This window comes from Streptomyces californicus (assembly GCF_000717645.1).
Classification (GTDB): Bacteria; Actinomycetota; Actinomycetes; order Streptomycetales; family Streptomycetaceae; genus Streptomyces; species Streptomyces californicus.
Genome location: NZ_JNZZ01000003.1, coordinates 297609 through 321516 on the forward strand (window position 1 = coordinate 297609; position 23908 = coordinate 321516).

The 23908-nt window shown below is 74.2% G+C and carries 15 protein-coding genes; 5 read left to right on the forward strand and 10 right to left on the reverse strand.

Annotated elements, in window-relative coordinates:
• Positions 1 to 267: 267 nt before the first annotated feature.
• The gene (locus tag IF19_RS0106295; protein WP_030113653.1) at positions 268 to 1506 is read left to right on the forward strand and encodes a TOMM precursor leader peptide-binding protein; all 1239 of its coding nucleotides are present in this window, start codon (positions 268 to 270) and stop codon (positions 1504 to 1506) included.
• Between the two features lie 64 nt (positions 1507 to 1570).
• Positions 1571 to 3106 carry an ABC1 kinase family protein gene (locus tag IF19_RS0106300; RefSeq protein WP_234313162.1) on the forward strand — a complete coding sequence of 512 codons (1536 nt, stop codon included), beginning with the start codon at positions 1571 to 1573 and terminating at the stop codon, positions 3104 to 3106.
• A gap of 24 nt (positions 3107 to 3130) precedes the next feature.
• Here the strand turns inward: IF19_RS0106300 and IF19_RS1000000137380 are convergent, their stop codons facing one another.
• From IF19_RS1000000137380 to IF19_RS0106325, 5 genes are all read right to left on the reverse strand, one after another.
• Positions 3131 to 3436: a hypothetical protein gene (locus IF19_RS1000000137380; RefSeq protein ID WP_136975130.1), complete on the reverse strand. Its 306-nt coding sequence runs from the start codon at positions 3434 to 3436 to the stop codon at positions 3131 to 3133.
• A 427-nt stretch (positions 3437 to 3863) separates the two neighbouring features.
• Positions 3864 to 4223: a hypothetical protein gene (locus IF19_RS0106310; protein ID WP_371822380.1), complete on the reverse strand. Its 360-nt coding sequence runs from the start codon at positions 4221 to 4223 to the stop codon at positions 3864 to 3866.
• Complete coding sequence (locus IF19_RS0106315; RefSeq protein ID WP_030113657.1) at positions 4220 to 4588, reverse strand: WhiB family transcriptional regulator; 369 nt, start codon at positions 4586 to 4588, stop codon at positions 4220 to 4222. The genes IF19_RS0106310 and IF19_RS0106315 overlap by 4 nt, the downstream gene beginning before the upstream one ends.
• 176 nt (positions 4589 to 4764) lie before the next feature.
• Positions 4765 to 5094, reverse strand: coding sequence for a hypothetical protein (locus IF19_RS0106320; protein ID WP_030113658.1), 330 nt, complete (start codon positions 5092 to 5094; stop codon positions 4765 to 4767).
• A gap of 176 nt (positions 5095 to 5270) precedes the next feature.
• Positions 5271 to 7547 (reverse strand): ATP-dependent DNA helicase UvrD2, encoded by a 2277-nt coding sequence (locus tag IF19_RS0106325; protein WP_078580425.1) that lies wholly within the window; start codon positions 7545 to 7547, stop codon positions 5271 to 5273.
• A 240-nt stretch (positions 7548 to 7787) separates the two neighbouring features.
• Here IF19_RS0106325 and IF19_RS0106330 point away from each other — a divergent pair, with 240 nt between their 5' ends.
• Positions 7788 to 8042, forward strand: coding sequence for a glutaredoxin domain-containing protein (locus IF19_RS0106330; RefSeq protein ID WP_030113660.1), 255 nt, complete (start codon positions 7788 to 7790; stop codon positions 8040 to 8042).
• A gap of 121 nt (positions 8043 to 8163) precedes the next feature.
• On the opposite strand, the gene nudC is transcribed toward IF19_RS0106330, so the two are convergent.
• The 5 genes from nudC to IF19_RS0106355 all read right to left on the reverse strand — a co-directional run bounded on the left by nudC (position 8164) and on the right by IF19_RS0106355 (position 18783).
• Entirely contained in the window at positions 8164 to 9120 is a 957-nt protein-coding gene (gene nudC, locus IF19_RS0106335; protein ID WP_030198546.1) for an NAD(+) diphosphatase, read from the reverse strand.
• 53 nt (positions 9121 to 9173) lie between these two features.
• Positions 9174 to 10571, reverse strand: coding sequence for a dipeptidase (locus tag IF19_RS0106340; protein WP_030113663.1), 1398 nt, complete (start codon positions 10569 to 10571; stop codon positions 9174 to 9176).
• Between the two features lie 10 nt (positions 10572 to 10581).
• Positions 10582 to 14199 (reverse strand): ATP-dependent helicase, encoded by a 3618-nt coding sequence (locus IF19_RS0106345; protein ID WP_030113664.1) that lies wholly within the window; start codon positions 14197 to 14199, stop codon positions 10582 to 10584.
• A 141-nt stretch (positions 14200 to 14340) separates the two neighbouring features.
• Positions 14341 to 17970 (reverse strand): ATP-dependent helicase, encoded by a 3630-nt coding sequence (locus IF19_RS0106350; protein ID WP_030277700.1) that lies wholly within the window; start codon positions 17968 to 17970, stop codon positions 14341 to 14343.
• Between the two features lie 372 nt (positions 17971 to 18342).
• Positions 18343 to 18783 (reverse strand): MGMT family protein, encoded by a 441-nt coding sequence (locus tag IF19_RS0106355; RefSeq protein ID WP_030113667.1) that lies wholly within the window; start codon positions 18781 to 18783, stop codon positions 18343 to 18345.
• 221 nt (positions 18784 to 19004) lie between these two features.
• Here IF19_RS0106355 and IF19_RS0106360 point away from each other — a divergent pair, with 221 nt between their 5' ends.
• Both IF19_RS0106360 and IF19_RS0106365 read left to right on the forward strand, forming a co-directional pair.
• Positions 19005 to 21953, forward strand: coding sequence for a lysylphosphatidylglycerol synthase transmembrane domain-containing protein (locus IF19_RS0106360; protein WP_030113668.1), 2949 nt, complete (start codon positions 19005 to 19007; stop codon positions 21951 to 21953).
• A 227-nt stretch (positions 21954 to 22180) separates the two neighbouring features.
• Complete coding sequence (locus tag IF19_RS0106365; protein WP_030113669.1) at positions 22181 to 23773, forward strand: alpha/beta hydrolase; 1593 nt, start codon at positions 22181 to 22183, stop codon at positions 23771 to 23773.
• The last annotated feature ends 135 nt before the right edge of the window (positions 23774 to 23908 follow it).

The following is a 23908-nucleotide window of genomic DNA, read 5'->3' on the forward strand; positions in this document are numbered from 1 at the left end:
GGCGAACAGGCCGGGGCGGGCTGCGAGCGGTCCGGGGGGGGTGCGGGCAGGCCGGGGCGGGCTTCGGGAGGCTCGCTCCGGAGCGGGCGGGCGGACATCCGCTCCAGCGGGCGGGCGCGATAGCACGACAATCGGACCCCGCCTGTGGATAACTTCGCGCACAGTTCGATGCGGGACCGCATTCTGGCGGTGGTCCTGCGGAAGGCCGCGTGGATCACCGGACCGGCGGGTGCTTCCGCGCCCATGACCTCATTCGGGGGAGACGTCATGTATCCGATGCTGAAGCCCGCACTGCGACGCGCCTGGCGGGGACGGAACACCGTCCAGTTCGGTGTGACACCCGCGCACGCCGTGGCGCTCGGCCCGGTGGACATCGCGACGGGAAGCTTCCTGGAACTGCTCGACGGGACGCGCGGTCTGCCGCTGCTGCACGAGGAGGCACACGCCCTCGGCCTGTCGGAACATCATGTCCGGTTGCTGCTCGACCGGTTGACGGAGGCCGGCCTGCTCGACGATCCGAGAGCGGCGGGGCCGGAGGCCGATGTGCTGCGTCGACGCGCCGAGGTGATGAGCCGCCAGCGTCCCGACGTGGCCTCGCTGTCGGTCGTCCGGCCCGAGCCGGGCGGCGGGCTGCGCCGGATGGCGGCCAGGCGGGAGATGCGGGTCCAGGTACGAGGCGCCGGCCGGGTCGGGGCGTCCATCGCCTCGGTGCTGTCCGGTGCGGGGGTGGGCCGGGTGGAAGTGCTCGACGGGGGCCGCGCCGAGCTCTGGGACGTGGCGCCGGGGGGCCTCCCCCCGGCGGCTGTCGGGGAACGACGCGATGTGGCGGCCGGACGACTCGTCCGGCGTTCGGCCCCCGGGCCGGGCCCACGGAGCAGAGCGGGCGGGACGGGGCCGCCCGGCGATCTGTCCGGCCCGGGAAGGCGCGGGTCGAGGGCGGAGCCGGGGACGGTCGCGCCGCGGGCGGACAGGGGGGCCGATCGTGCGGGCAGCGGCGGGGAGCCGCCCCTGTCCCTGATCGTCGTCGCGCCCCGGGACGGCCTCGCCGTGTACGCGCCGCCCGTGGACACGGCCGCTCCCTGGATCGCGTCGGGCACTCCTCATCTCTACGCGGGGGTGATCGAGGCCACCGGGGTGGTCGGCCCGCTCGTCCTGCCCGGGGGCACCGGCTGCGCGGGCTGCCTGGAACTGCGTCGCGCGGACCGGGATCCGCAGTGGCCCCGGATGCTGGCGCAGTGGCGTTCCGGGCGGCGGGGCGCGGTGCCCGCCTGCGATCTGGCGCTCGCGACAGCGGTCGCCGGGCTGGCCGCGGCCCATGCCCTGGCGTTCCTGGACGGGGACCTCCCCGCGACGACCGGGTCCCGGTGGGAGGCCGCGCTCCCCCTGCTGGACTGGCGCTCCGAGCCGGTCGGCCCGCACGTGGACTGTTCCTGCGGGGCGGCCGGAGCGGCTGACCGGGATCGGGCCTCCACCCGTGCACAGCCGCAGGACACAATGGCGGGGTGACCGCCGTCGACGGAGCGACACTGAAGACCGGAGCGGCACGGCAGTCTGGGAACTGGAGGGGCACATGTCTGATCTTCCCCGGAAGGCGGTAACGCGTACGGCCAAGCTGGCCGCGCTTCCGCTCGGCTTCGCCGGCCGTGCCACCTGGGGCCTGGGCAAGCGGATCGGCGGGAAGTCGGCCGAGCTGGTCGCCCGGGAGGTGCAGCAGCGCACGGCGGACCAACTGTTCAAGACCCTGGGAGAGCTGAAGGGCGGGGCCATGAAGCTGGGCCAAGCCCTGTCGGTCTTCGAATCGGCCCTCCCCGAGGAGATCGCGGGTCCCTACCGGGCCGCGCTGACCAAGCTCCAGGAGGCGGCGCCCCCGCTGCCCGCACGCACGGTCCACGGAGTGCTCGCCGAACGGATCGGCGAGGACTGGCGGGACTGCTTCCTGGAGTTCGAGGACACACCGGCGGCGGCAGCCTCGATCGGACAGGTGCACCGGGCGGTATGGCACGACGGCCGTGCGGTCGCCGTGAAGGTGCAGTACCCGGGCGCGGGCGAGGCCCTGCTCTCCGACCTGGCCCAGCTCAGCCGTTTCGCCAGGCTGCTGGGGCCACTGGTCCCGGGAATGGACATCAAGCCGCTGATCAAGGAGCTCCGCGAGCGGGTGTCGGAGGAGCTGGACTACGAGCTGGAGGCGCAGGCACAGCGGGAGCACGCGGCGGAGTTCGCGGACGACCCCGACGTGCTGATCCCGCAGGTGGTGCACCAGTCCGACCAGGTGCTGGTGACGGAGTGGATCGACGGGATCCCGCTCTCCGAGGTCGTCGCGGAGGGGACGGAGGAACAGCGGGACCGCGCTGGGCAGTTGCTCGCCCGCTTCCTCTTCTCCGGCCCGGCGCGCACCGGACTGCTCCACGCCGACCCGCATCCGGGCAACTTCCGGCTGCTGCCGGCGGAGGAGGGCGATCCGGAGAGTGAGTGGCGGCTCGGAGTGCTGGACTTCGGCACGGTCGACCGCCTTCCCGGCGGGCTTCCGCAGACCATCGGCGACTCCTTGCGACTGGCTCTGGAGGGTGATGCGGCGGGGGTGTACCGGCTGCTGCGCGAAGAGGGCTTCGTGAAGGAGTCGATCGACCTGGATCCGGACGCGGTGCTCGACTATCTGCTGCCGATCATCGAGCCCACACAGGTGGAGGAGTTCACCTTCACCCGGGGCTGGCTCCGTGAGCAGGCGGCCCGGATAGCCGACCCGCGCTCCCCCGCCCACCAGCTCGGCAGGCAGCTGAACCTTCCTCCGTCCTACGTCCTGATACACCGGGTGACGCTGAGCACGATCGGAGTGCTGTGCCAGCTCGGCGCCACGGTCCGGATGCGCGACGAGCTCGAAGCGTGGCTGCCGGGGTTCCTCGTGGAGGAGGAGCCGGAAGAGTTCCTGGAGGGAGAGGAACCGGAGGCTCTGCCGGCACAAGAGAGCCCGGAGGCGGAGGGCGCGAGGGCAGAGCGCGCGGAGGGGGAGAGCCCGGAGGCGGAGGGCGCGGCTGGTGACAACGAGGCCCTGGAGCATGCCGGGAACGAAGGCGGCTCCGAGCGGAAGGGCGACGCGGTCGAGGCGTAGGAGGCCGCGGCGCGCTGTCGGTGGTCACCACCACAGGGAATCGAGGCGGCTCTCGATCGCGCGGATGTGGAGGCGGGCACAGCCTTCGCAGAAGTGGAGGCGGTGTCCCTCCTCCACGGAGCAGAGCCAGGTGGGTGGGGCGGTGTCACTGGCGGCGACCGTCCCGCAGCGGGCGCACACCACCCGTCCCTCCGGGCTGGGGCGGGCGGGGCCTTCCTTGGCGCCGGGGCTGCCGCCGGGATCCTCCGTGCCGGGGTCGACAGGGCCTTGCTCGGTGCCGGGGCGGCCGGGCTGCGCGGGCCGGTCGGGGCCTTCCTCGGCGCCTGGCAAGCCGGGCGGCTCGGGGCGGCCGGGGCTTTCCTCAGTGCTTGACCGGCCGGGCTGCTCGGGCCGGCTGGGCTGCTTCAGAGCGTCGGGGCGGTCCTGTCGGCCGGGGCTGCCAAACCCCTCCCGGGGGTCGGGGCGGCCGGGCTGTTCGGGGGGATCGGGCTCCTCGTCCACTCTTCGACGATAGCCCCGGGCCCCGGCGACCGTAGGTCCGACGTAGGGCGGCAGGCCCGGGCGACCGTAGGTCCGATGTAGGGGGGCTCGGGTGACCGGGGTCCGACGCCGGGCGGGCCCGGCTGCCGCGAGGGCGGAGCCCGGCGCATCGCCGAGCCGGGCTCGACGCACGGCCGGGCCGCCGATGGCGAAGCCAGGCCAGACGCACGGCGGGGCCGCCCTTGGTCGGGCGGCCCCGCTGGGGTGGTGCCGATGGTCAGTGCATGACCGCCATGGCCAGCGCGCGGCGGGCGCGCAGCGAGGCGCGCTCCGCTCGGCGCTGCATCCGGCGGGCGGTGACCAGGCGAGCCGACCGGCGGTCGTCCTGGGCCTCCCGCAGGCGCTCGTGCATATGCGCACGGGCCAGGGCTTCGGGGATGAGTTGCATTTCGCGGGTCCTGTTCTGACGCGAGTCGTTCGCGCCGGTGATGGTCACGTCGGGGGTGGCGGAGCCGACGGGCTCCTTCGTGGGGGTGCTCATTGGTGCCTGATTCCGAGGGTCATGGGTGTGGGGGTGATCGATCGTTCCGATCCGCAGCCGGCGTGTGGGGGCGGGGACCCCACAGGTCGCGGTCACGCTGCGACCGGGTTCTTGCGCGGACGGCCACGGGGGCGCTTGCGTGCGACGACGACACCCTGGACGAACAGCTCGCCGCCCCAGACGCCCCACGGCTCGCGGCGGTCCTTCGCCCCGGCGAGGCACGCCTCGACGAGCGGGCAGGTGCGGCAGAGGGACTTGGCGTACTCGACGTCGGCGGGCGACTCGGCGAAGAAGACCTCCGGGTCGTAGGAGCGGCAGGGAACCGGTACGCCGAGGTTCTCGATGGCGTCGTCGAGCGCGGTGAGCGTGGTGAGCGGGGTCAAGGTGGAGTCCTCCGTGGAGCCGGGCGGCGCGATCGGGGTGGTGAGCGGTACTGACGGGGCGTGCGTCTCGATGGGCACGGTGGGTGGTGTCCTCGTCTGGTCGTGCCGGCCGGTCGGCCGGTTGGCGGCTGCTGGTACCAGGTCCTGCTTGTCCCGAGGCTCCTTCGTTCCGTCTCGTCCGTTCGGACAAAACAAAAGGGCCGCGGATCCCGAGTGGGGTTCCGCGGCCCTGAAGGCGCCGGCCTGATGCTGGATCAGGCTGGATCGCTCCAGGGTTCAGGCCCACGGAAGGCCCACATGGTGTGGTGCTGCTGCGTCTGCTTGGTGAATCCGGCACCGGCTGCCGCAAAGGCATAGGCCTGAGCCTGCGCTGCCTTCACTCCTGCTGCCGCCGGTGCCTGGATCGGTCGCTCATTACGCTCCCGCGTCACGGGGAGGCTCGTCGGGGCCAGCGGACGGACGGCGGAGACGCCGGACAGACCGGTGGCGTGGAACGAGACAGCCGAGGAGCGGGTGAGGCCGAGCGAGCAGGCGGAGACGACCGAGAGATCGGTCATTTTCTGGGTTCCGATGATGCTGATCACTTCAATCGCCTCCTCTCGGCGTCTAGGGGGACCTGCCGAAGCCGGTCCTGCGTATGCGGATGTGTACAGCCAAGTACAGCACGGAATCCGGGCTTCGGAGAAGCCGCTGTTTCCGTGGTTAAGAACCTATGGTGGCGGCGGGTGCGCGCGCAAACTATTTTCTGGACGAGTTTTCCTCAGGTCTCGTCGGTGTCCTGCGGGGCCTCGTCATTGACGGTCTCACCTGCGCAGATGGCCAGAACATCGGTGCCGAAGCGGTTCAGCTTCCGGTTGCCGACGCCGGCGATGACGACGAGCTCGCCCTCCGTGGACGGGACGGCCTCCGCGATCGCCATGAGCGTCTTCTCGGTGAAGACGCAGAAGTCGGGCTGGCCGAGCAGGGCCGCCTGGGCGGCGCGCCAGTCGTGCAGCCGCTCGTACAGTCCCTCGTCCATGTCCGAGGGGCAGTCCTCGCAGCGCATCAGCTTCATCTCGCCCGCGTCGGTCAGCGTCCGCCCGCAGACCCGGCACCGCACGGGGCTCCTGGGCTTGCGCTCGACCGCCGGGGCCCGGTTCGCCGCGGTCCTGGCGGTGCCCCGGTCGATACCGCCGCCGCCGCCGGTCCCGCCGCGCGCGCCGACGGTCCCCGAGCCCGGCCGCAGCCCGTTCAGGAAGCGGGTGGCCCGACGGCTCGCCCGGCCGCCCGGGGACCGGGACAGCGCCCAGGAGAGCGAGAGGTGCACGCGGGCGCGGGTGATGCCGACGTACAGCAGGCGGCGCTCCTCCTCGACCTGTTCGTCGGTCTTGGCGTAGGCGATCGGCATCATGCCCTCGGTGAGACCGACCAGGAAGACGGCGTCCCACTCCAGGCCCTTCGCCGCGTGCAGGGAGGCCAGCGTGACGCCCTGGACCGTGGGCGCGTGCTGGGCGGCCGCCCGTTCGTCCAGCTCGCGGACCAGGTCGGTGAGCGTCGCCCCCGGCCTGGCCGCCTCGAAGTCCTCCGCGAGCCGGACCAGTGCGGCCAGCGACTCCCAGCGGTCGCGCACGGCGCCGGACCCGGCGGGGGGACGCGTGGTCCAGCCCTTGGTGGAGAGCACCGCCCGCACCTGGGCGGCCAGGTCGTCCGCCCCGTCGAGCAGGGAGTCGTTGCCCCCGGCGCGGGCCGCTCCGCGCAGGGCGGTGCCCGCCTCGCGGACCTCCGCCCGCTCGAAGAACCGCTCGGCGCCGCGCAGCTGGTAGGGGACCCCGGCGTCGGCGAGGGCCTGCTCGTAGACCTCGGACTGGGAGTTGACGCGGTAGAGCACGGCGATCTCGCCGGCCGGGACGCCCGCGGCGATGAGGTCGCGGATGCGGCGGGCGGTGGACTCGGCCTCGGTGGGCTCGTCCCCGTACTCCGTGTAGACCGGCTCGGGGCCCTTGTCGCGCTGCGAGACCAGCTCCAGGCGGTGGTCGGCGGCCTTGCCGCGGGCCTGGCTCAGCAGGCCGTTGGCGAGGTGGACGACCTGGGGGGTGGAGCGGTAGTCGCGGACCAGCTTGACCACGGTCGCCCCGGGGTGGCGGGTGCGGAAGTTCAGCAGGTGGTCGGGGGTGGCCCCGGTGAAGGAGTAGATCGTCTGGCTGGCGTCGCCCACCACGCAGAGGTCGTCCCGGTCGCCGACCCAGAGGTCGAGCAGCCGCTGCTGGAGCGGGCTGACGTCCTGGTACTCGTCGACCACGAAGTGCTGGTACTGGCCGCGCACGTGCTCCGCGATGTCCGCCCGGTCCTGGAGGATGCCGACCATCAGCAGCAGCACGTCCTCGAAGTCGATCACCGAGCGGTCGCGCTTGAGCTGCTCGTACGTGGAGTAGATCTGGGCGAGCTCCGCCGGGTCGCGGGGGGCGTCCCGCTGGGCCTTGACCACGGCCGCCGCGTAGTCGGCGGGGACGGTCTGGGTGACCTTGGCCCACTCGATCTCGCTCGTCGCGTCGCGCAGCTCGGTGCGGTCGAGCCGGATCTGGCAGCGGGCGGCCGCCTCGGAGACCAGCTGCACCTTCCGCTCCAGCAGCCGGGGCAGCTCACCACCGACTGCTTTCGGCCAGAAATACTGGAGCTGCCGGAGCGCGGCGGAGTGGAAGGTCCGCGCCTGGACGCCGGTCGCGCCGAGCTGGCGGAGCCGGCCGCGCATCTCTCCGGCGGCCCGGTTGGTGAAGGTGACGGCGAGCACGGTGGCCGGCTGGAGGATGCCGGCGCGCACCCCGTAGGCGATGCGATGGGTGATCGCGCGGGTCTTGCCCGTACCGGCTCCGGCCAGCACGCACACCGGTCCGTGCAGGGCGAGCGCCACCTCGCGCTGCTCGGGGTCGAGCCCGTCGAGCACGGCGTCCGGGGTGTCGGGAACCTGCGGGAAGAGGGTGGAGTGCGTTGCTGCTGTCACCCCGCCATGCTGCCAGGTCCCCGGGGGCGGATGCGGCGGTTGTCCACAGGGGTGAGGCATTCGTCGTACCGGTACGGGCCGGGCGGAGGGGCGGTGCGGGGTGCGCGCGACGGTCGGCGAACGGCCGGATTCCATGTGCCGGGACCGGCTCCTCGCTGGGGGAAGTCGCCTCCGTTGGGGAATGGGAGCCTCGTCCCGTACGTTCTCTGACCGTGCGGGACGGCCGCGGACAGGGGCCGGGCCGCACGGGACGCTGCCGGCCGCGCAGCGGTACGGACGAGACGAAGGAGCGCCAGCGACATGGCGGGCACTGTGACGATGTACAGCACCACCTGGTGCGGTTACTGCCGTCGGCTGAAGAGCCAGATGGACCGCGAGGGCATCGCGTACAACGAGGTCAACATCGAGCACGACCCGGAGTCGGCCGCTTTCGTCGAGAAGGCGAACGGCGGGAACCAGACAGTCCCGACGCTGCTGATCGTGTCCCCCTCGGGCACCGAGTCGGTCATGACGAACCCTTCGCTGGCCCAGGTGAAGCAGGCGCTCGCCGCCTGACCCGTGGACGGCCGACGCCCCCTGCCCCCGGCACCGCCGGGGGCAGTCGTGCGTCCGGGGGCGAGCGCACCCGTGGGGCCGGGATCCGACCGCCCCGCGCCCGCTGCCGGGCGTCCTGCGGTCAGCCGGTCCGCTTCGCGGCGCCGGGCTTCGGGAGCGGCTTGCCGTACCAGAGCTCGATCAGCCGGGCCGCGATCGAGATGCCGAACGGGGGCATGATCTCGCCGGACTCGAAGGCGGCGGTGAGGTCCTCGCGGGAGAACCAGCGGGCCTCCTCGATCTCCTCGCCGTCGACCTGGATGTCGAAGGTGGTCGCCCGTGCCATGAAGCCGAGCATCAGGCTGGAGGGGAACGGCCACGGCTGGCTGGCGATGTACTCGACCTCGCCGACGGTGACGCCCGCCTCCTCGTAGACCTCGCGGGCCACGGACTGCTCGATGGACTCCCCCGGCTCGACGAACCCGGCGAGCGTGGAGAAGCGGCCCTCCGGCCAGTGCACCTGGCGGCCCAGCAGGGCCCGGTCCTGGTCGTCGGTGACGAGCATGATGACCGCCGGGTCGGTGCGCGGGTAGTGCTCGGCCCCGCAGGCCGGGCAGCGGCGGATGTGGCCGGCCGCCGCGATGACGGTGCGCTCGCCGCAGCGGGAGCAGAAGCGGTGCAGGCGCTGCCAGTTCTCCAGGGCGACGGCGTGCACCATCAGCCCCGCGTCGCGCGGTCCGAGCAGCAGTCCGGCCTCGCGCAGCCCGGCGGGGCGGGCCGACTGGTCCATGCGGCCGGGCAGTGAGTCCTTCTGGAGCGCGAAGTAGCTGACGCCGTCCTCGTCGGTGCCGAGGAAGTACCGGTGGGTCTCGGTGACCGGGGCCTCGAAGGCCGGGGTCATGACGATCTCGGTACCGCCCTCGGGGGTGTCGTCGATCAGCACCTGGCCGCCGGAGACGACGAAGACGCGGGTCGTCGGGTGGCTCCAGGCCACGGACAGCCATGCCTCGTCGAGCCGATGGTGGGCCGCGCGGTCGACGCCGCTCGGCGCGGTGAGGCCGATCGGGCGGTCCGGGGTGGCGTTGTCGAAGGTGCTCACAGGTGCTTCCTACTCCCCCTGGGTGGATCGGGCTGTACGGAGGTGGGGCGGGTTCATCGGCCGAGCGCGGCGGCCAGCTCGCCCCACAGGTACGCGGTCGTCTCCACGCCCTTGAGCAGGAGGTCCAGCTCGACCTTCTCGTCGGGGGCGTGCCAACCGTCGGAGGGCACGGAGATGCCGAGGAAGAGGACGGGGGCGCCGAGGACGTCCCGCAGGTCGGCGGCGGGTCCCGAACCGCCCTCCCGGGTGAAGAGGATCTTCCGGTCGAAGGCGCGGCCCATCGCGCGGGCCACGGCCCGGAGGGCGGGGTGGTCCAGCGGGGTCAGACAGGGGCGGGTGGCGGGCTGGAAGGCGATGGCGTGCCGGATGCCCGCCGGGACGCGGGAGGCGGTCCAGGCGGTGACCGCCTCCTGGATCCGGTCGGGGTCCTGGCCGTCGACCAGCCGGAAGCTGATCTTCACCAGGGCGGAGGAGGGGATGATCGTCTTGCTGCCGGCGCCCTGGTAGCCGCCGCCGATGCCGTTGACCTCGGCGGTGGGGCGGGCCCAGACGCGCTCCAGCGTGGAGTACCCGGCCTCGCCGGCCGCCGCCCCCGACTTGGCGGTGCGCAGCCAGGTGGCCTCGTCGAAGGGCAGCTCGGCGAAGAGGGCCCGTTCGGTGTCGGTGAGGTCGGCGACCCCGTCGTAGAAGCCGGGGATCGCGACGCGGCCGTCCTCGTCGTGGAGGGCGGCGACCAGGCGGGCGATCTCGGTGGCGGGGTTGGGGACGGCTCCGCCGAACGATCCCGAGTGGATGTCCTGGGCGGGTCCGTACAGCTGGATCTCGCACTCGGCGAGGCCGCGCATACCGGTGCAGACGGTCGGGGTGTCCTCGTCCCACATGCCGGTGTCGGAGACGATCACCGCGTCGGCGGCGAGCCGGTCCGTGTGCTGCTCGGCCAGGGCCCGGAAGTGCGGGGAGCCGGACTCCTCCTCGCCCTCGATCAGCAGCTTGAGGTTGACGGCGGGGGTGGTGCGGCCGGTCGCGGCGAGGTGGGCGCGGACGCCGAGCGTGTGGAAGAACACCTGGCCCTTGTCGTCGGCCGCGCCGCGTCCGTACATCCGACCGTCGCGGATCACCGGCTCGAACGGGTCGGTGGCCCAGCCGTCCTCGCGGGCGGCGGGCTGCACGTCGTGGTGGCCGTAGACCAGGACGGTCGGGGCTCCGGGGTCCTCGCTCGGCCACTCGGCGAAGACCGCCGGGGCGCCGGGGGTCTCCCAGATCTCGGCGACCGGGAACCCGGTCTCCTTGAGCTTGGCGCTCAGCCACTCGGCGCTGCGCCATACGTCCCCGGCATGCTCCGGCTGCGCGGAGACGGAGGGGATGCGCAGCCACGCGGCCAGGTCGTCGAGGAAGGCCGCGCGGTGCTGTTCGGTGTACGTGCGGACGGCGCTGTCCGGGGTCTCGCTCATGCTCTTGAGCCTAGCCGTCCTCGGGGGCCGGCTCGTCCAGCAGGATGCGCTCCAGCTCCGCCCGGCCGGGCAGGGACCGGGGGCGGACGGTCTCCCCGGTGCGTACGTAGAGGAAGGTGGCGGTGACCTCGTCCAGCGGCAGACCGTGCAGTTCGGCCCAGGCGAGCCGGTAGACGGCGAGCTGGAGCGGGTCGGCCGTGCGGTGGCGGCTGGTCTTCCAGTCGACGATCTCGTAGGCGTCACCCGTGCGGTAGACCGCGTCGATACGGCCCCGGATCACCCGGCCCGCCAGGGTGATCTGGAAGGGGGTCTCCACGCGGTACGGCGTGCGCCGGGCGTACGCGGTGCGCTCGAACGCCTCCTTCAGCTCGGCGAGGTCGCGCTCGTCGGCGATCTCCGCGTGGCTCCCGTCGCCCCCGGGCAGTTCGTCGGGGCCGAGCAGGGGCAGCGGCAGCTCCTCGTACCGGGACTCCACCCAGGCGTGGAACCGGGTGCCCCGGCGGGCGGCGGGCTGCGGCGGGCGGGGCATGGGCCGGGCCAGCTCCCGGGCGAAGGCGTCGGGGTCCTCGGCCAGGCGCAGCAGCTGGGTGGCGGAGAGCGAGGCGGGGACGACGACCTCGCGCACGGTGGCGCGGGCGCGGCGCAGCTCGCCGGCGAGGGACTCCAGGTCCCGGTCCCAGGAGGCGAGGGTGCGGGCCTCCTCGGGAGTGAGCCGGTCGACGGGGTCGGCGGTTTCCTGGGCGTGGCGGGCCGCCGGGATGTGCGGTGCGGACTCGGGGTGCGGAGGCGCGTCCGCCGGGTCCGGGGCGGACTCGGTGCGCGGGGGCGTGTCCGCCGGGCCCGCGCCGGACTCGGGCGGGCCGGGAGGGCATTCGGTGGGGAGCGCGTCCCAGTCCCAGTCCTCGTCGGCCGGCGGCTCGTCGAGCGGAGGCTCGTCGTCCCAGGGCTCGTGCGCCGGTACGTCGTCGGGTTCGGGGGCGTACGCCGGCTCCCGCTCGTCCTCCCGCCCGGCGAGGTGCTCCAGGTGGGCCAGGACCGTGTCGCGGGCGGCCCGGCGACGGGCGAGGGCGTCGGCGTCGAGCGGGAGCGGCCAGGCGAGGTCCGCGTCGCGCTCGGCGAGGGCCGGGTTCTCCTCGCCCTCGGCGGGCTCGTCCGCCCACGCCTCGATCTCGCCGTACCCGGCGGCGCAGTGCTCGTACAGCGCCTCCAGGAAGGCGGACGGGCCGCGCGTGCGCTTCTGGGACGGGCCCCACCAGTGGCCGGAGCCGAGGAGCAGCGAGCGGGGGCGGGTGAAGGTGACGTAGCCGAGGCGCAGCTCCTCCGTGTGCTGGTGCTCCTTCATCTCCGCCTTGAACGCCTTGATCCCCTTGGCGTCGAGGCCATCGTGCGTGTCCAGGGCGGGGAGCGTCGCCGCGTCGCCGCGCAGGGCGTGCGGGAGCACCTTGGCCTGGGCGGTCCAGGCGTCCCGGGACTGGCCGCTGGGGAACTGGCCGGTGACCAGCCCGGGGACCGCGACCACGTCCCACTCCAGCCCCTTGGACTTGTGGGCGGTGAGGACCTTGACGGTGTTCTCGCCGCCGGGCAGCGCGTTGTCGAGGCCCTTCTCGTACTGGGCGGCGGTCCGCAGGAAGCCGAGGAAGGCGAGCAGCGACGCCTCGCCGTCCAGGGAGGCGAAGCGGGCCGCCAGGTCCAGGAAGTTGCCGAGGGTCTCGCGGCGGCGGGCGGCCAGCGCCTGCGGGGACGCGGACAGCTCGACCTCCAGACCGGTGGTGGCCAGGACCCGGTGGAGCACGTCCATCAGGGGGTCCGCGAGGGAGCGGCGCAGGTCGCGCAGTTCCCGGGCGAGGCGGGCGAAGCGGACGCGGGCCTCGGCGGAGAACGGCAGCCCGTCGTCGGCCACGTCCCCCGCCACCAGGAAGGTGTCCAGCGCGTCCGCGAGCGATATCACCTCGGCCGGGTCCGTCCCCTCGACGGCGTCCGCGAGCCGCTGGTCGGCGTCGGCGCCGTCCGCCTGGCCGGCCCGGTGCACCAGGAGCCGGGCGCGGCGGCCGAGGAGCGCGAGGTCGCGGGGGCCGATGCGCCAGCGGGGCCCGGTGAGGAGGCGGACCAGGGACGCGTTGGCCCCCGGGTCCTGGAGGACCTCGCAGACGGCGACCAGGTCGGCCACCTCGGGCAGGTGGAGCAGCCCGGCGAGGCCGACGACCTCGACCGGGATGTCCCGGGCGACCAGGGCGGCCTGGATCTCGGGGAAGTCCCCGGCGGTACGGCACAGGACGGCGATCTCGCCCGGCGGGGTGCCGGTGCGGACCAGGTGGGCGAGGGAGTCCGCGAGCCAGTCGATCTCCTCCGTGTGGGTGGGCAGCAGGGCGCAGCGGACCACGCCGTCGCGCTCGGCGCCGGGCGCGGGCCGCAGGGCCTCGACGCCTTCGTGCATCGCGCGCAGCGGTTCGGCGAGGCCGTTGGCGAGCTGGAGGAGCCGGCCACCGCTGCGCCGGTTCTCGCTGAGGCTGTAGCGGGTGGCGGGGGCGCCGTCGGCGTGCGGGAAGTGCTCGGGGAAGTCGTCGAGGTTGGCGACGGACGCGCCGCGCCAGCCATAGATCGCCTGGCAGGGGTCGCCGACGGCGGTCACCGCGTGGCCGGTGGGCGCGGGCCGGGGCACACCCGGCTCCGTACCGTCACCGCCTCCCCCGACGCCGCTGCCGCCACTGCCTCCGCCTGCCTCGGTGCCCGCGCCGCCGGCCCCGCCGCTGCCACTGCCTCCGCCGAACAGGGCCGAGAGCAGCAGGCGCTGGGCGACCGACGTGTCCTGGTACTCGTCGAGGAGGACGACGCGGAACTCGTCCCGCAGGATCCGCCCGACCTCGGGCCGGGTCAGCGCCAGCTCGGCGGAGAGGGCGATCTGGTCGCCGAAGTCCAGCAGGTCGCGGGCGCGCTTGGCGGCCCGGTAGCGCTCGGTGAGGCCGAGGAGCGAGCGGCGGGCCTCGGCGGTCTCGGGGATCTTGCGCAGGTCGGCGTTGCTGAGCCTGGCGTCGGCCAGGTCCCGCAGCAGCTCGGTGTCGTACGCCTCCAGCGTCCCCGGCCTCACGAGGTGTTCGGACAGCTCCGCGTCGAGCGCCAGGAGGTCGCTGACCAGGGTGGAGAAGGAGCGGGTGAGCGCCGGATACGGGCCCGGGGCCTCGCGCAGCACCTTGGCCGCGAGCTGGTAGCGGGTGGCGTCGGCCAGCAGGCGGGTGGACGGTTCCAGGCCGATGCGCAGCCCGTGCTCGGTGAGGAGGCGGCCGGCGAACGCGTGGTACGTGGAGATGGTGGGCTCGCCCGGGGGGTTGTCCGGGTCGATGGCGTCGGGGTCGGTGACCCCGGCGGCGATCAGCGCCTTGCGGACGCGTTCGGCCAGCTCGCCGGCGGCCTTGTTGGTGAACGTGAGGCCGAGGACCTGCTCGGGGGCGACCTGTCCGGTGCCGACCAGCCAGACCACGCGGGCGGCCATCACCGTGGTCTTGCCCGACCCGGCCCCGGCCACGATCACCTGCGGGGCGGGCGGCGCGATGATGCAGGCCGTCTGCTCCGGGGTGAACGGGATCCCGAGGAGCTCCTTGAGCTGCTCGGGATCGGTGATGCGCGGGGACACCCGGACAACGGTAACCGGGCGCGCCGACATCCCGGACGCACCGGGGCCCCGGACGGAAGCCGCAGCGGACGCCCCGGGATCCCGGACGGAAGCCGAAGCGGACACGGCGGCTGCTCCACGACCCGGTGCCGGAAGCGGCGGCTACTCCACCACCTGTCGGCCCTCCGGCTGGGCGCTGCACGACGCCCGGAACGTGCAGTGGGCGCAGTGGGCGCCCACGGTGGGCGTGAACCGTTCGTCCAAGACCTTCCCGGCGGCGGTGGCGAGCAGGTCGGAGACCCACTCCCCCGCCAGGGGTTCCTGGGCCTGGACCTTGGGGAAGGCGTCGCCGCCCTCCTTCTTGGGCGCGGGCTGGCGAAGCTGGACCAGCTCGGCGCCGCCCGGCTCGGGCCGCCGGCCGTCGAAGACCTCGTCGACCGCGCCCTCGCGGACGGCGAGCTGGTAGACGGCGAGCTGGGGGTGGGCGGCGACCTCGTCCTTGGTGGGCGCGCCCTTGCCGGTCTTGAAGTCGACGACGTACGCCCGGCCGTCGGCGTCCTGCTCGACACGGTCCATGGAGCCCCGGATGCGGACGGCGTACTCCCCCGCCTCCAGGGTCACGTCGAAGTCGTGCTCGCTCGCGGCGGGGGTCCGGCCGGCCCGGTCCAGGACGTGCCAGTGCAGGAAGCGTTCCAGGGCGGCGCGGGCCTGGTCCTTCTCCTGGTCGGACTTCCAGGGGGCGTCGAAGGCGAGGCCGTTCCAGACGGAGTCCAGGCGCTCCATGAGGACGTCGAGATCGGCGGGGGTCCGGCCGGAGGCGACTTCGTCGGCGAGGACGTGGACGACGTTGCCGAACCCCTGCGCGGCGGTGGCCGGGGCGTCGGCCTTCACCTCGCGGCCCAGGAACCACTGGAGGGCGCACGTGTTGGCGAGCTGGTCCAGCGCGCTGCCGGAGAGGGTGACCGGCTGGTCGCGGTCGCGCAGCGGGACGGCGGACCGGGTCGGCTCCTCCAGGCCCCACCAGCGGTACGGATGGGCCGCGGGCACCAGCGGCTGCCCCTCGTCGTCGGTGAGCGCGGCGAGCCGGGCGAGGCGGCGGGCGGCCGCCTCGCGCAGCGCGTCGGAGGCGCCCGGGTCGACGGTGGTGGCGCGCAGCTCCGCGACGAGCGCGGCGACCGCGAGGGGCCGGCGCGGGCGGCCGGTGACGTCGCGGGGTTCGACGCCCAGTTCGGTCAGGAAGCGGGAGGGCTGGTCGCCGTCGTCGGCGGGGGCCTTCACCGCGGTGACGACCAGGCGGTCGCGGGCGCGGGTGGCCGCGACGTAGAAGAGGCGGCGCTCCTCGGCGAGGAGGGCGCCGGGCGTGAGGGGTTCGGCGAGTCCGTCGCGGCCGATCCGGTCCGCCTCCAGGAGGGAGCCCCGGCGGCGCAGGTCGGGCCAGACGCCTTCCTGCAGCCCGGCGACGACGACGAGCCGCCATTCCAGGCCCTTGGAGCGGTGGGCGGTCATCAGGCGTACGGCGTCGGGGCGGGCGGTCCGCCGGGAGAGGGTGTCGGCGGCGATGTCCTGGGCGTCGACCTCCTCCAGGAAGTTGAGGGCCCCGCGCCCGCCGGTGCGCTCCTCGGCGCGCGTGGCCGTCTCGAACAGGGCGCACACCGCGTCGAGGTCGCGGTCGGCGTTGCGCCCGGCGGCGCCGCCGCGCAGGGCGGCCCGCTCCAGCCGGCCGGGCCAGGGGGTGCCGTTCCACAGGGTCCACAGGGCCTCCTCGGCGGTGCCGCCGCCTTCGAGGAGTTCCCGGGCCTTGCGCAGGAGCGCGCCGAGGCGCTGCGCACCGTGGGCGTACGCCGGATCGTGCGTGACGAGGCGTTCGGGCTCGGCGAGGGCGCGGGCGAGCAGGGCGTCGGAGGGGGCGGGGACCCGGATTCCGGCGGCGCGCTCCTCGTCGCGCAGGGCCCGGCCGAGGCGGCGCAGGTCGGCGGCGTCCATGGAGCCGAGGGGGGAGGCGAGGAGGGTGAGGGCGGTCTCGGTGTCGAGCCAGGGCAGAGTGACGGGGCGGGGCGGGGCGTCGCCGGTCCCGTCGGTGCCGGACTCCTCGACGGGCCCATCGGGCTGCCCGACCGCCTCACCGGACGGGTCGACCGCCTCTCCGGACCGCTCGGCCGGCTCCTCGGAACGGCCCGTACGCAGGGCCGCCTCGACCGCCCCATCGGACTCCTCGGCCTGCCCTGCCGCCTCACCGGACCGCTCAACCGTGTCGTCGGCCAGCCCTGCCGCTCCCTCCGACCGCTCGGCCGCCTCCTCGGACCGGCCCGTGTGCAGGGCCGCCCCGGCCACCGTCCGCAGCGCCGTCAGCAGCGGGGCGACGGCCGGTTCGTGGCGGAGCGCGACGTCGTCACCGTCGACCTCCAGCGGGACCCCGGCGGAGGTGAGGGCACGGCGTACGGCGGGCAGCGAGCGGCCCCCGGCCCGTACCAGCACGGCCATCTCCTGCCACGGCACCCCGTCCTCCAGATGGGCGCGGCGCAGGAGGTCCGCGATGTTCTCCAGCTCGGTGGAGGAGGTCGGATAGGTGTACGCCTCGACGCGGCCGCCCTCCCGGACCGCGGCCGGTTCGCGGTGGGCGCGGACCCGGTCGGCGGGCAGCCGGGTCAGCGGCATCCGGCGGGTCAGCAGCCGGGTCGCGGCGAGCAGGCCGGCCCCGGAGCGGCGCGAGGTGGTGAGGACGCCCACGGGCGCGGGGGTCCCGTCCGCGCGCCGGAAGGCGTCCGGGAAGTCGAGGATGCCGTTCACGTCGGCGCCCCGGAACGTGTAGATCGACTGGTCGGGGTCGCCGAACGCGACCAGCGTCCGCCCGCCCCGGCCCTCCCGCGTACGCCCCCGGTCCGGGGTGGCTTCTCCGCGCCCCGGGTGTACGGCGCGCGCGCCGGGTGCGCGCCCCCGGTTCCCTGCCAGCGCGTGCAGCAGGCGCACCTGGGCCGGGTCGGTGTCCTGGTACTCGTCGACGTACACCGCGTCGTAGCGGTCGGCCAGTTCGGCCGCCACCTCGGGGCGCTCCGCGAGCAGCACCGCCCGGTGCACCAGCTCGGCGTAGTCCAGGACCCCCTGGGCGTCGAGGATGTCGAGGTACTCCGCGAGGAACTGGGCCGCCGCCGACCAGTCCGGGCGGCCGGTGCGGCGGGCGAAGGCGGCCAGCGCGTCCGGGCCGAGCCCCAGCTCACGGCTGCGGGCCAGCACGGCGCGCACCTCGTCCGCGAAGCCGCGGGTGGTCAGGCAGGCGCGCAGCTCGGCCGGCCAGCGGACATGGGCCAGGCCCTCCTTCTCCAGGTCGAGCTGGCCCGCGAGCAGTTCGCGGACGGTGACGTCCTGCTCGGGCCCGGAGAGCAGCCGCAGCGGGTCCGCGAAGAGGTCGGCGTCCTGGTGGGCCCGGACCAGGGCGTAGCAGTACGAGTGGAAGGTGGTGGCCTGCGGACCCCGGGCCGCCCCCAGCCGGGCGGCCATCCGGTCGCGCAGCTCGACGGCGGCCTTGCGGCTGAAGGTGAGGACGAGGATGCGGGCCGGGTCGCCGCCCCGCTCCACGCGGGCGGCGACGGATTCGACGAGGGTGGTGGTCTTGCCCGTGCCGGGTCCGGCGAGGACCAGCAGCGGCCCCTCGGTGTGATCAACCACCGCGCGCTGGCCTGCGTCCAGGAGAGGGGGTTCCACGGAACCGGGCGGCGTGCGCACCAGACGGTACGCACCCGTGGTCCGCTGCCGTGACGCACGGTGCGGACTGTGCCGGGTGGTGGAGGAGCTCACGTGGATCGCCGGTCCTGGTGGGTGCGGTGCGGATGTACGGATGTGCGGTGCGGATCTGCTGATGTGCGGGTGTGCGGTGCGGATGTACGGGTGACGGTCGCGTGCTGGTCGTCGGCCGACGACGGGGAGAGGAAGGGAGCGGAGCGTGCCGAGCGATGACGACGCTACGCCTGCGGAGGCGCGGAAGGCGGTGGCCGTACTGCGTCACTCGTCACGTCCGCCGCGCCCGTCCCCGGCCTGCCCGCCGCTCCCGGCCCCGTTCCCCCCGGGCGCCTCGCCCGATCGGCGGCCGGATTCCGCGTGCTCACGGGGCCTGCGCCCGGCTCCCCGCCGGGTCGGGCCGCCGCCACCGGGAGCCGATGGCGGAAGCTGTCAGGTGTGAGCTTCCTCGCCCTCGCCGCCGGCCCCTCCGGCGCCCTCCACGCCCCGTCCGTCCCAGCGGGCACGGCGCATGTCGAGCTTCGGGATGTGCCCCTCCGCCTGCCGCGACGCCTCGCGGAGCGGGGTGCCCTCGGCGCGGTAGTGCTCCAGCGCCCGCAGTTCGTGGGAGGGCAGCAGCGTCCCGTCGGAGCGGACCACGCGCCACCACGGCACGGCCGATCCGTACAGCGCCATGGCCCGGCCCACCTGGCGCGGGCCGCCGTCGCCGAGCCACTCCGCGACGTCTCCGTACGTCATCACCCGGCCGGGCGGGATGAGATCGGCCACGTCGAGGACGCGCTCCGCGTAGGCGGGCAGCTCCGCGTACTCCGGCGGTCCGCCGCCGGCCGGGGCGGTGCCGGGGCCGCCCCCGCCCGTCTGGTCCTGGCTCATCCGTCCCATCCTGCCGTACGCCACCGACAGCCCTACCGGAACGGTTCACGTCCCGGTACACAGTGTGCGCCCGGGGGCAAAGGAGCGTATGTTGCGCATCCCGCGCGCGTGCGGCGCACCCTGATGCCTCCCCCGGGCCGAAGGCCGTGCCACCATCATGCGAGCGGTGACCGGTGATACCAGAACACGAAGACGAACCAGAGGCGACGAAGGAGCAGGGCGTGCAGCCACCGAAGGCGGCGGACGCCTCCGATGCCGGGGAGCGCCCGCAGGGTGCTTCCGAGACCCCCGTGCGCTCCGACCTCCCGGTGGCCTCCGCACCTCCCGCCGCTTCCGGACCCCCGGTGACCTCGGCGTCCGCCGCGGACCCCGGTTCCGCCGTGCCCGTCGTGTCCGGTGCCGGACACGGTCCGCTCCGCCCCGACGGGCCCACCGTGTCCGGCACCGGGCACCTGGCGGGTTCGACGCTCGCCTCGGCCGACGCCGCGCACTCCGACCGGGTCTCCGGGGACGAGCCGCTGCTCCCCGCCCGGGTGCACCGCCCCTCCGACCTGATGCGGCTGCTCATCGGGGTCCTCGCGATCGCGGTCCTGTTCACGATCGCCGCGTTCGCCCAGGGCACCACCACCGGCCTTGAGGACGACATCTCCAAGGGCACCGAGCAGGCCCCCGACCTGCTGATCAAGCTCGCCGGTCTGGTGTCCAGCATCGCGGTGCTGCTGGTCCCGGTCGCCTTCGCCATCGAACGCCTCATCAAACGCGACGGGCTGCGCATCGCGGACGGCGTCCTCGCCGCCGTGCTCGCCCACGGCGTGACGCTCGCCACCGACCTGTGGGTGTCGCAGGCCGCGCCCCGCACCATCCAGGACGCGCTGACCCAGCAGGCGACGACCGGCGGGCTGACCGACCCGGTGCACGGCTACCTCGCACCGGTCATCGCGTACATGACGGCGGTCGGGATGGCCCGGCGGCCGCGCTGGCGCGTGGTGCTGTGGGTGGTGCTGCTGCTCGACGCGTTCGCGATGCTGGTCGGCGGGTACACCACACCGTTCTCGATCATCCTCACCGTGCTGATCGGCTGGACCGTCGCGTACGGCACGCTGTACGCGGTCGGCTCGCCCAACGTCCGGCCCACCGGCCAGCACCTGATGGCGGGCCTGCGGCACGTGGGCTTCCACCCGGTCGCGGCGATGCGCGCCGACGACGTACCGGACAAGGACAACGCCGACCAGGGCGACCGGGGGCGGCGCTACCTGGTCACGCTGGAGGACGGGCCGCCGCTGGACGTCACCGTCGTCGACCGGGAGCAGCAGGCGCAGGGGTTCTTCTACCGGGCCTGGCGGCGGCTGACGCTGCGCACGCTCACCCAGCGGCGCTCCATCCAGTCGTTGCGCCAGGCGCTGGAGCAGGAGGCGCTGCTGGCGTACGCGGCCATCGCCGCCGGGGCGAACGCCCCCAAGCTGATCGCCACGTCGGAGCTGGGCCCGGACGCGGTGATGCTGGTCTACGAGCACATCGGCGGCCGGTCGCTGGATCAGATGGAGGACGAGGAGATCACCGACGACCTGGTGCGCGGCGCCTGGCGTCAGGTGGAGGCGCTCCAGTCGCGGCGGATCGCGCACCGCAGGCTGACCGGTGACGCGATCCTGGTGGATCGTTCCGGCAGGGCGTTCGTGACGGATCTGCGCGGCGGCGAGATCGCCGCCGGGGATCTGGTGCTGCGGATGGACGTGGCCCAGCTGCTGACGACGCTGGGGCTGCGCGTGGGGGCCGAGCGGTCGGTGGCCGGGGCGCTGGCCGTGCTCGGGCCGGACGCGGTGGCGGACTGCCTGCCGCTGCTCCAGCCGATCGCGCTGAGCCGCTCGACCCGGGCGACGCTGCGCCGGATCGCCCGCGAGCGTTCGCAGCGCGAGCGGGACGCGGTGCTGGAGGCGTCCCAGGCGGCGAAGCAGGCCAGGGCCAGGGACGCGGCGGAGGCCGCGCCGGAGGAACGTGCGGGCTTGGGCGCGGACGCGGCGGCCGAACCGTCGAAGGCGCTGTCCAAGGCCGACGCCAAGGCGGATGCGAAGGCCGACGCCAAGGCCGAGCGCAAGACGCTGCGGAACGAGAAGCAGGCCGAGAAGCGGGCCATCGACGACGCGCTGGAGGAGGCCCGCGAGGAGGATCTGCTCGCCCAGATCCGCCGTCAGGTGCTGCTGATCCGCCCGCAGGCGCCGGTCGAGCCGGTCCGGCTGGAGCGGATCAAGGCGCGCACCCTGTTCAGCTTCATCGCCGGGGCCATCGCCGCGTACTTCCTCATCTCCCAGGTCACCCAGGCCGACTTCACGGTCGTGGAACAGGCCCGGTGGGGCTGGGTGGCGGCCGCCCTGGGCTTCTCGGCGCTGAGCTACGTGGCGGCGGCGATGAGCCTGCTCGGCTTCGTACCGGAGCGGGTGTCGTTCCTGAAGACCGTGCAGGCGCAGGTGGCCGGGTCGTTCGTGAAGATCGTGGCGCCCGCCGCGGTCGGGGGCGTGGCGCTGAACACCCGGTTCCTCCAGCGCGCCGGAGTGCGCCCCGGTCTCGCGGTGGCGAGCGTCGGGGCCTCGCAGCTGTTTGGGCTCGGTGCCCACATCATGCTGCTGGCTCTGTTCGGCTACCTCACGGGGACGGAGAAGACCCCGGACTCGCTGACCCCGTCCCGTACGGTCATCGCCGGTCTGCTCACCGTCGCGGTGCTGGTGCTGGTGGTGACGGCGATCCCGTTCCTGCGGAAGTTCGTGGTGACCCGGGTGCGCTCGCTGTTCGCCGGGGTCGTGCCGCGCATGCTGGACGTGGTGCAGCGGCCGCAGAAGCTGCTCACCGGCATCGGCGGCATGCTGCTGCTGACCAGCCTGTTCGTGCTCTGTCTGGACGCCTCGATCCGGGCGTTCAGCGGCCCGGACGTGCCGCAGCTGAGCTACGCGAGCATCGCGGTGGTCTTCCTGGCCGGGAACGCCCTCGGCTCGGCCGCCCCGACCCCCGGCGGCATGGGCGCGGTCGAGGGGGCCCTGACGCTGGGCCTGATCGCGGTCGGGCTGCCGAAGGAGGTCGCGGCGCCGGCGGTGCTGCTGTACCGCGTGATGACGCTGTGGCTGCCGGTGCTGCCGGGGTGGCTCGCCTTCAACCAGCTCACCCGCAAGGGCGAGCTGTGAGCCGGGGCGGCGCGCGGGGGAGGTAGCGGCCCGCCCGGTTGCGCTGCCACCCGCACGGACCGCGCCCGGCCGCGGTGCCACCCGCAGGGACCCGCCCGGTTGCGCTGCCACCCGCAGGGACCCCGCCCGGTTGCGCTGCCACCCGCAGGGACCCCGCCCGGCCGCGTTGCCACCCGCATGGACCGCGCCCGGCCGCGCCGCCCGGCGGACCGCCCCACGATGGGGGCATGAGGACTCCCCCCGCGCTGCGCTCCGCCGCCCTCGCCGCCACCGCCACCGTGCTGCTGCCGCTGGCCGCCTGTTCGGACGAGGGCGACGGGGGCGGTTCCTCGGCCCCGACCGGGGCCTCGACCGCCTCCCCCACCGCCACCGCCGGCGATCTGGCCTCGCAGAAGCTCGACTGGTCCCGGTGCCCGCCTCCCAACGCCTCGCAGGGCGGCGGGGAGTCGCCGTCGCCCCTGCCGGGCGGGGCGGTCTGGGAGTGCGCCTTCATGAATGTGCCCCTCGACTACGCGAAGCCGGACGGCCGCACGATCGAGCTGGCCCTGGTCCGGGCGAAGGCCAAGGACCAGAAGCGGCGGATCGGCTCCCTGGTGTTCAACTTCGGCGGGCCCGGCGCCTCCGGCGTCGCCACGCTGCCCGCCTTCGGCACCGAGTACGACACACTCCGCACCCGGTACGACCTGGTGAGCTTCGACCCGCGCGGGGTGGGCCGGAGCGAGGGCGTGGAGTGCGCGGACGACGCCCAGCTGGACGCCTTCTACCAGGAGGACTCCACCCCGGACGACGCGGCCGAGGAGAAGGAGTTCGTGCAGGGGCAGAAGGACTACATCGCCGACTGCGAGGACAACTCCGGGGACGAACTCCCCTTCGTGGGCACGACGAACGCCGCCCGCGACATGGACCTGATGCGCACGGTGCTCGGCGACGACAAGCTGCACTACTTCGGCATCTCGTACGGCACCGAGCTGGGCGGCGTGTACGCGCACCTCTTCCCGGACAAGGTCGGCCGGGCGGTCTTCGACGCGGTGGTCGACCCCACGAAGAACGCCGAGCAGTCCGCCCTGGGGCAGGCCGAGGGGTTCCAGCTCGCCCTGGACAACTTCACGAAGGACTGCGCGGAGCGCGACGACTGCGCCCTGTCCGGCGCCACCCAGCAGGAGGTCGAGCAGGGCATCGCCGATCTGCTGGACGCCCTGGAGGAGCAGCCCATCGACGGGCTGGGGGACCGGGCGCTGACCCAGACCCTCGCCACCACCGGCATCGCGTCCGCGCTGTACTCGAAGGAGACCTGGCCGCTGCTGGAGCAGGGCCTGGACGAGGCGGGCGGCAAGAACGGCGGGCTGCTGCTGGCGCTGGCCGACTCGCTCAACGGCCGCTCCGAGGACGGGCGGTACGACAACTCCAACGCCGCCAACATCGCCATCAACTGCGCCGACAGCAAGGAGCGGTTCTCACTCGAGCGGACGAAGGCGGCGCTGCCCGCGTTCCGCAAGGCGTCCCCGCTCTTCGGGGACTACCTGGGCTGGGGCCTGATGAGCTGCACCGGCTGGCCGGTCGCGGGCGCCTGGCAGACCCCGGACGTCACCGCGCCCGGCTCCGCCCCGATCCTGGTCATCGGCAACACCGGCGACCCGGCGACCCCGTACGCGGGCGCGAAGGCCATGGTGGAGAAGCTGGGCAAGGGCGTCGGTGTGGAGCTGACGTACAAGGGCGAGGGGCACGGGGCGTACAACAGCAAGGACGCCTGTGTGCAACGGAACGTGGACGGCTACCTGCTGGACGGGAAGGCGCCCGAGTCCGGGACGGTCTGCGGCTGACGGGAACGCCCCGGAACAGACAGGCAGGCACGAACCGCCACGGCCTGCGGCGGATGACGAGGGACGCCGAAGGGACCGGCGACGGGGAATGCCGAAGGGGGCCGGACCGCGCACCGCGGTCCGGCCCCCTTCGTA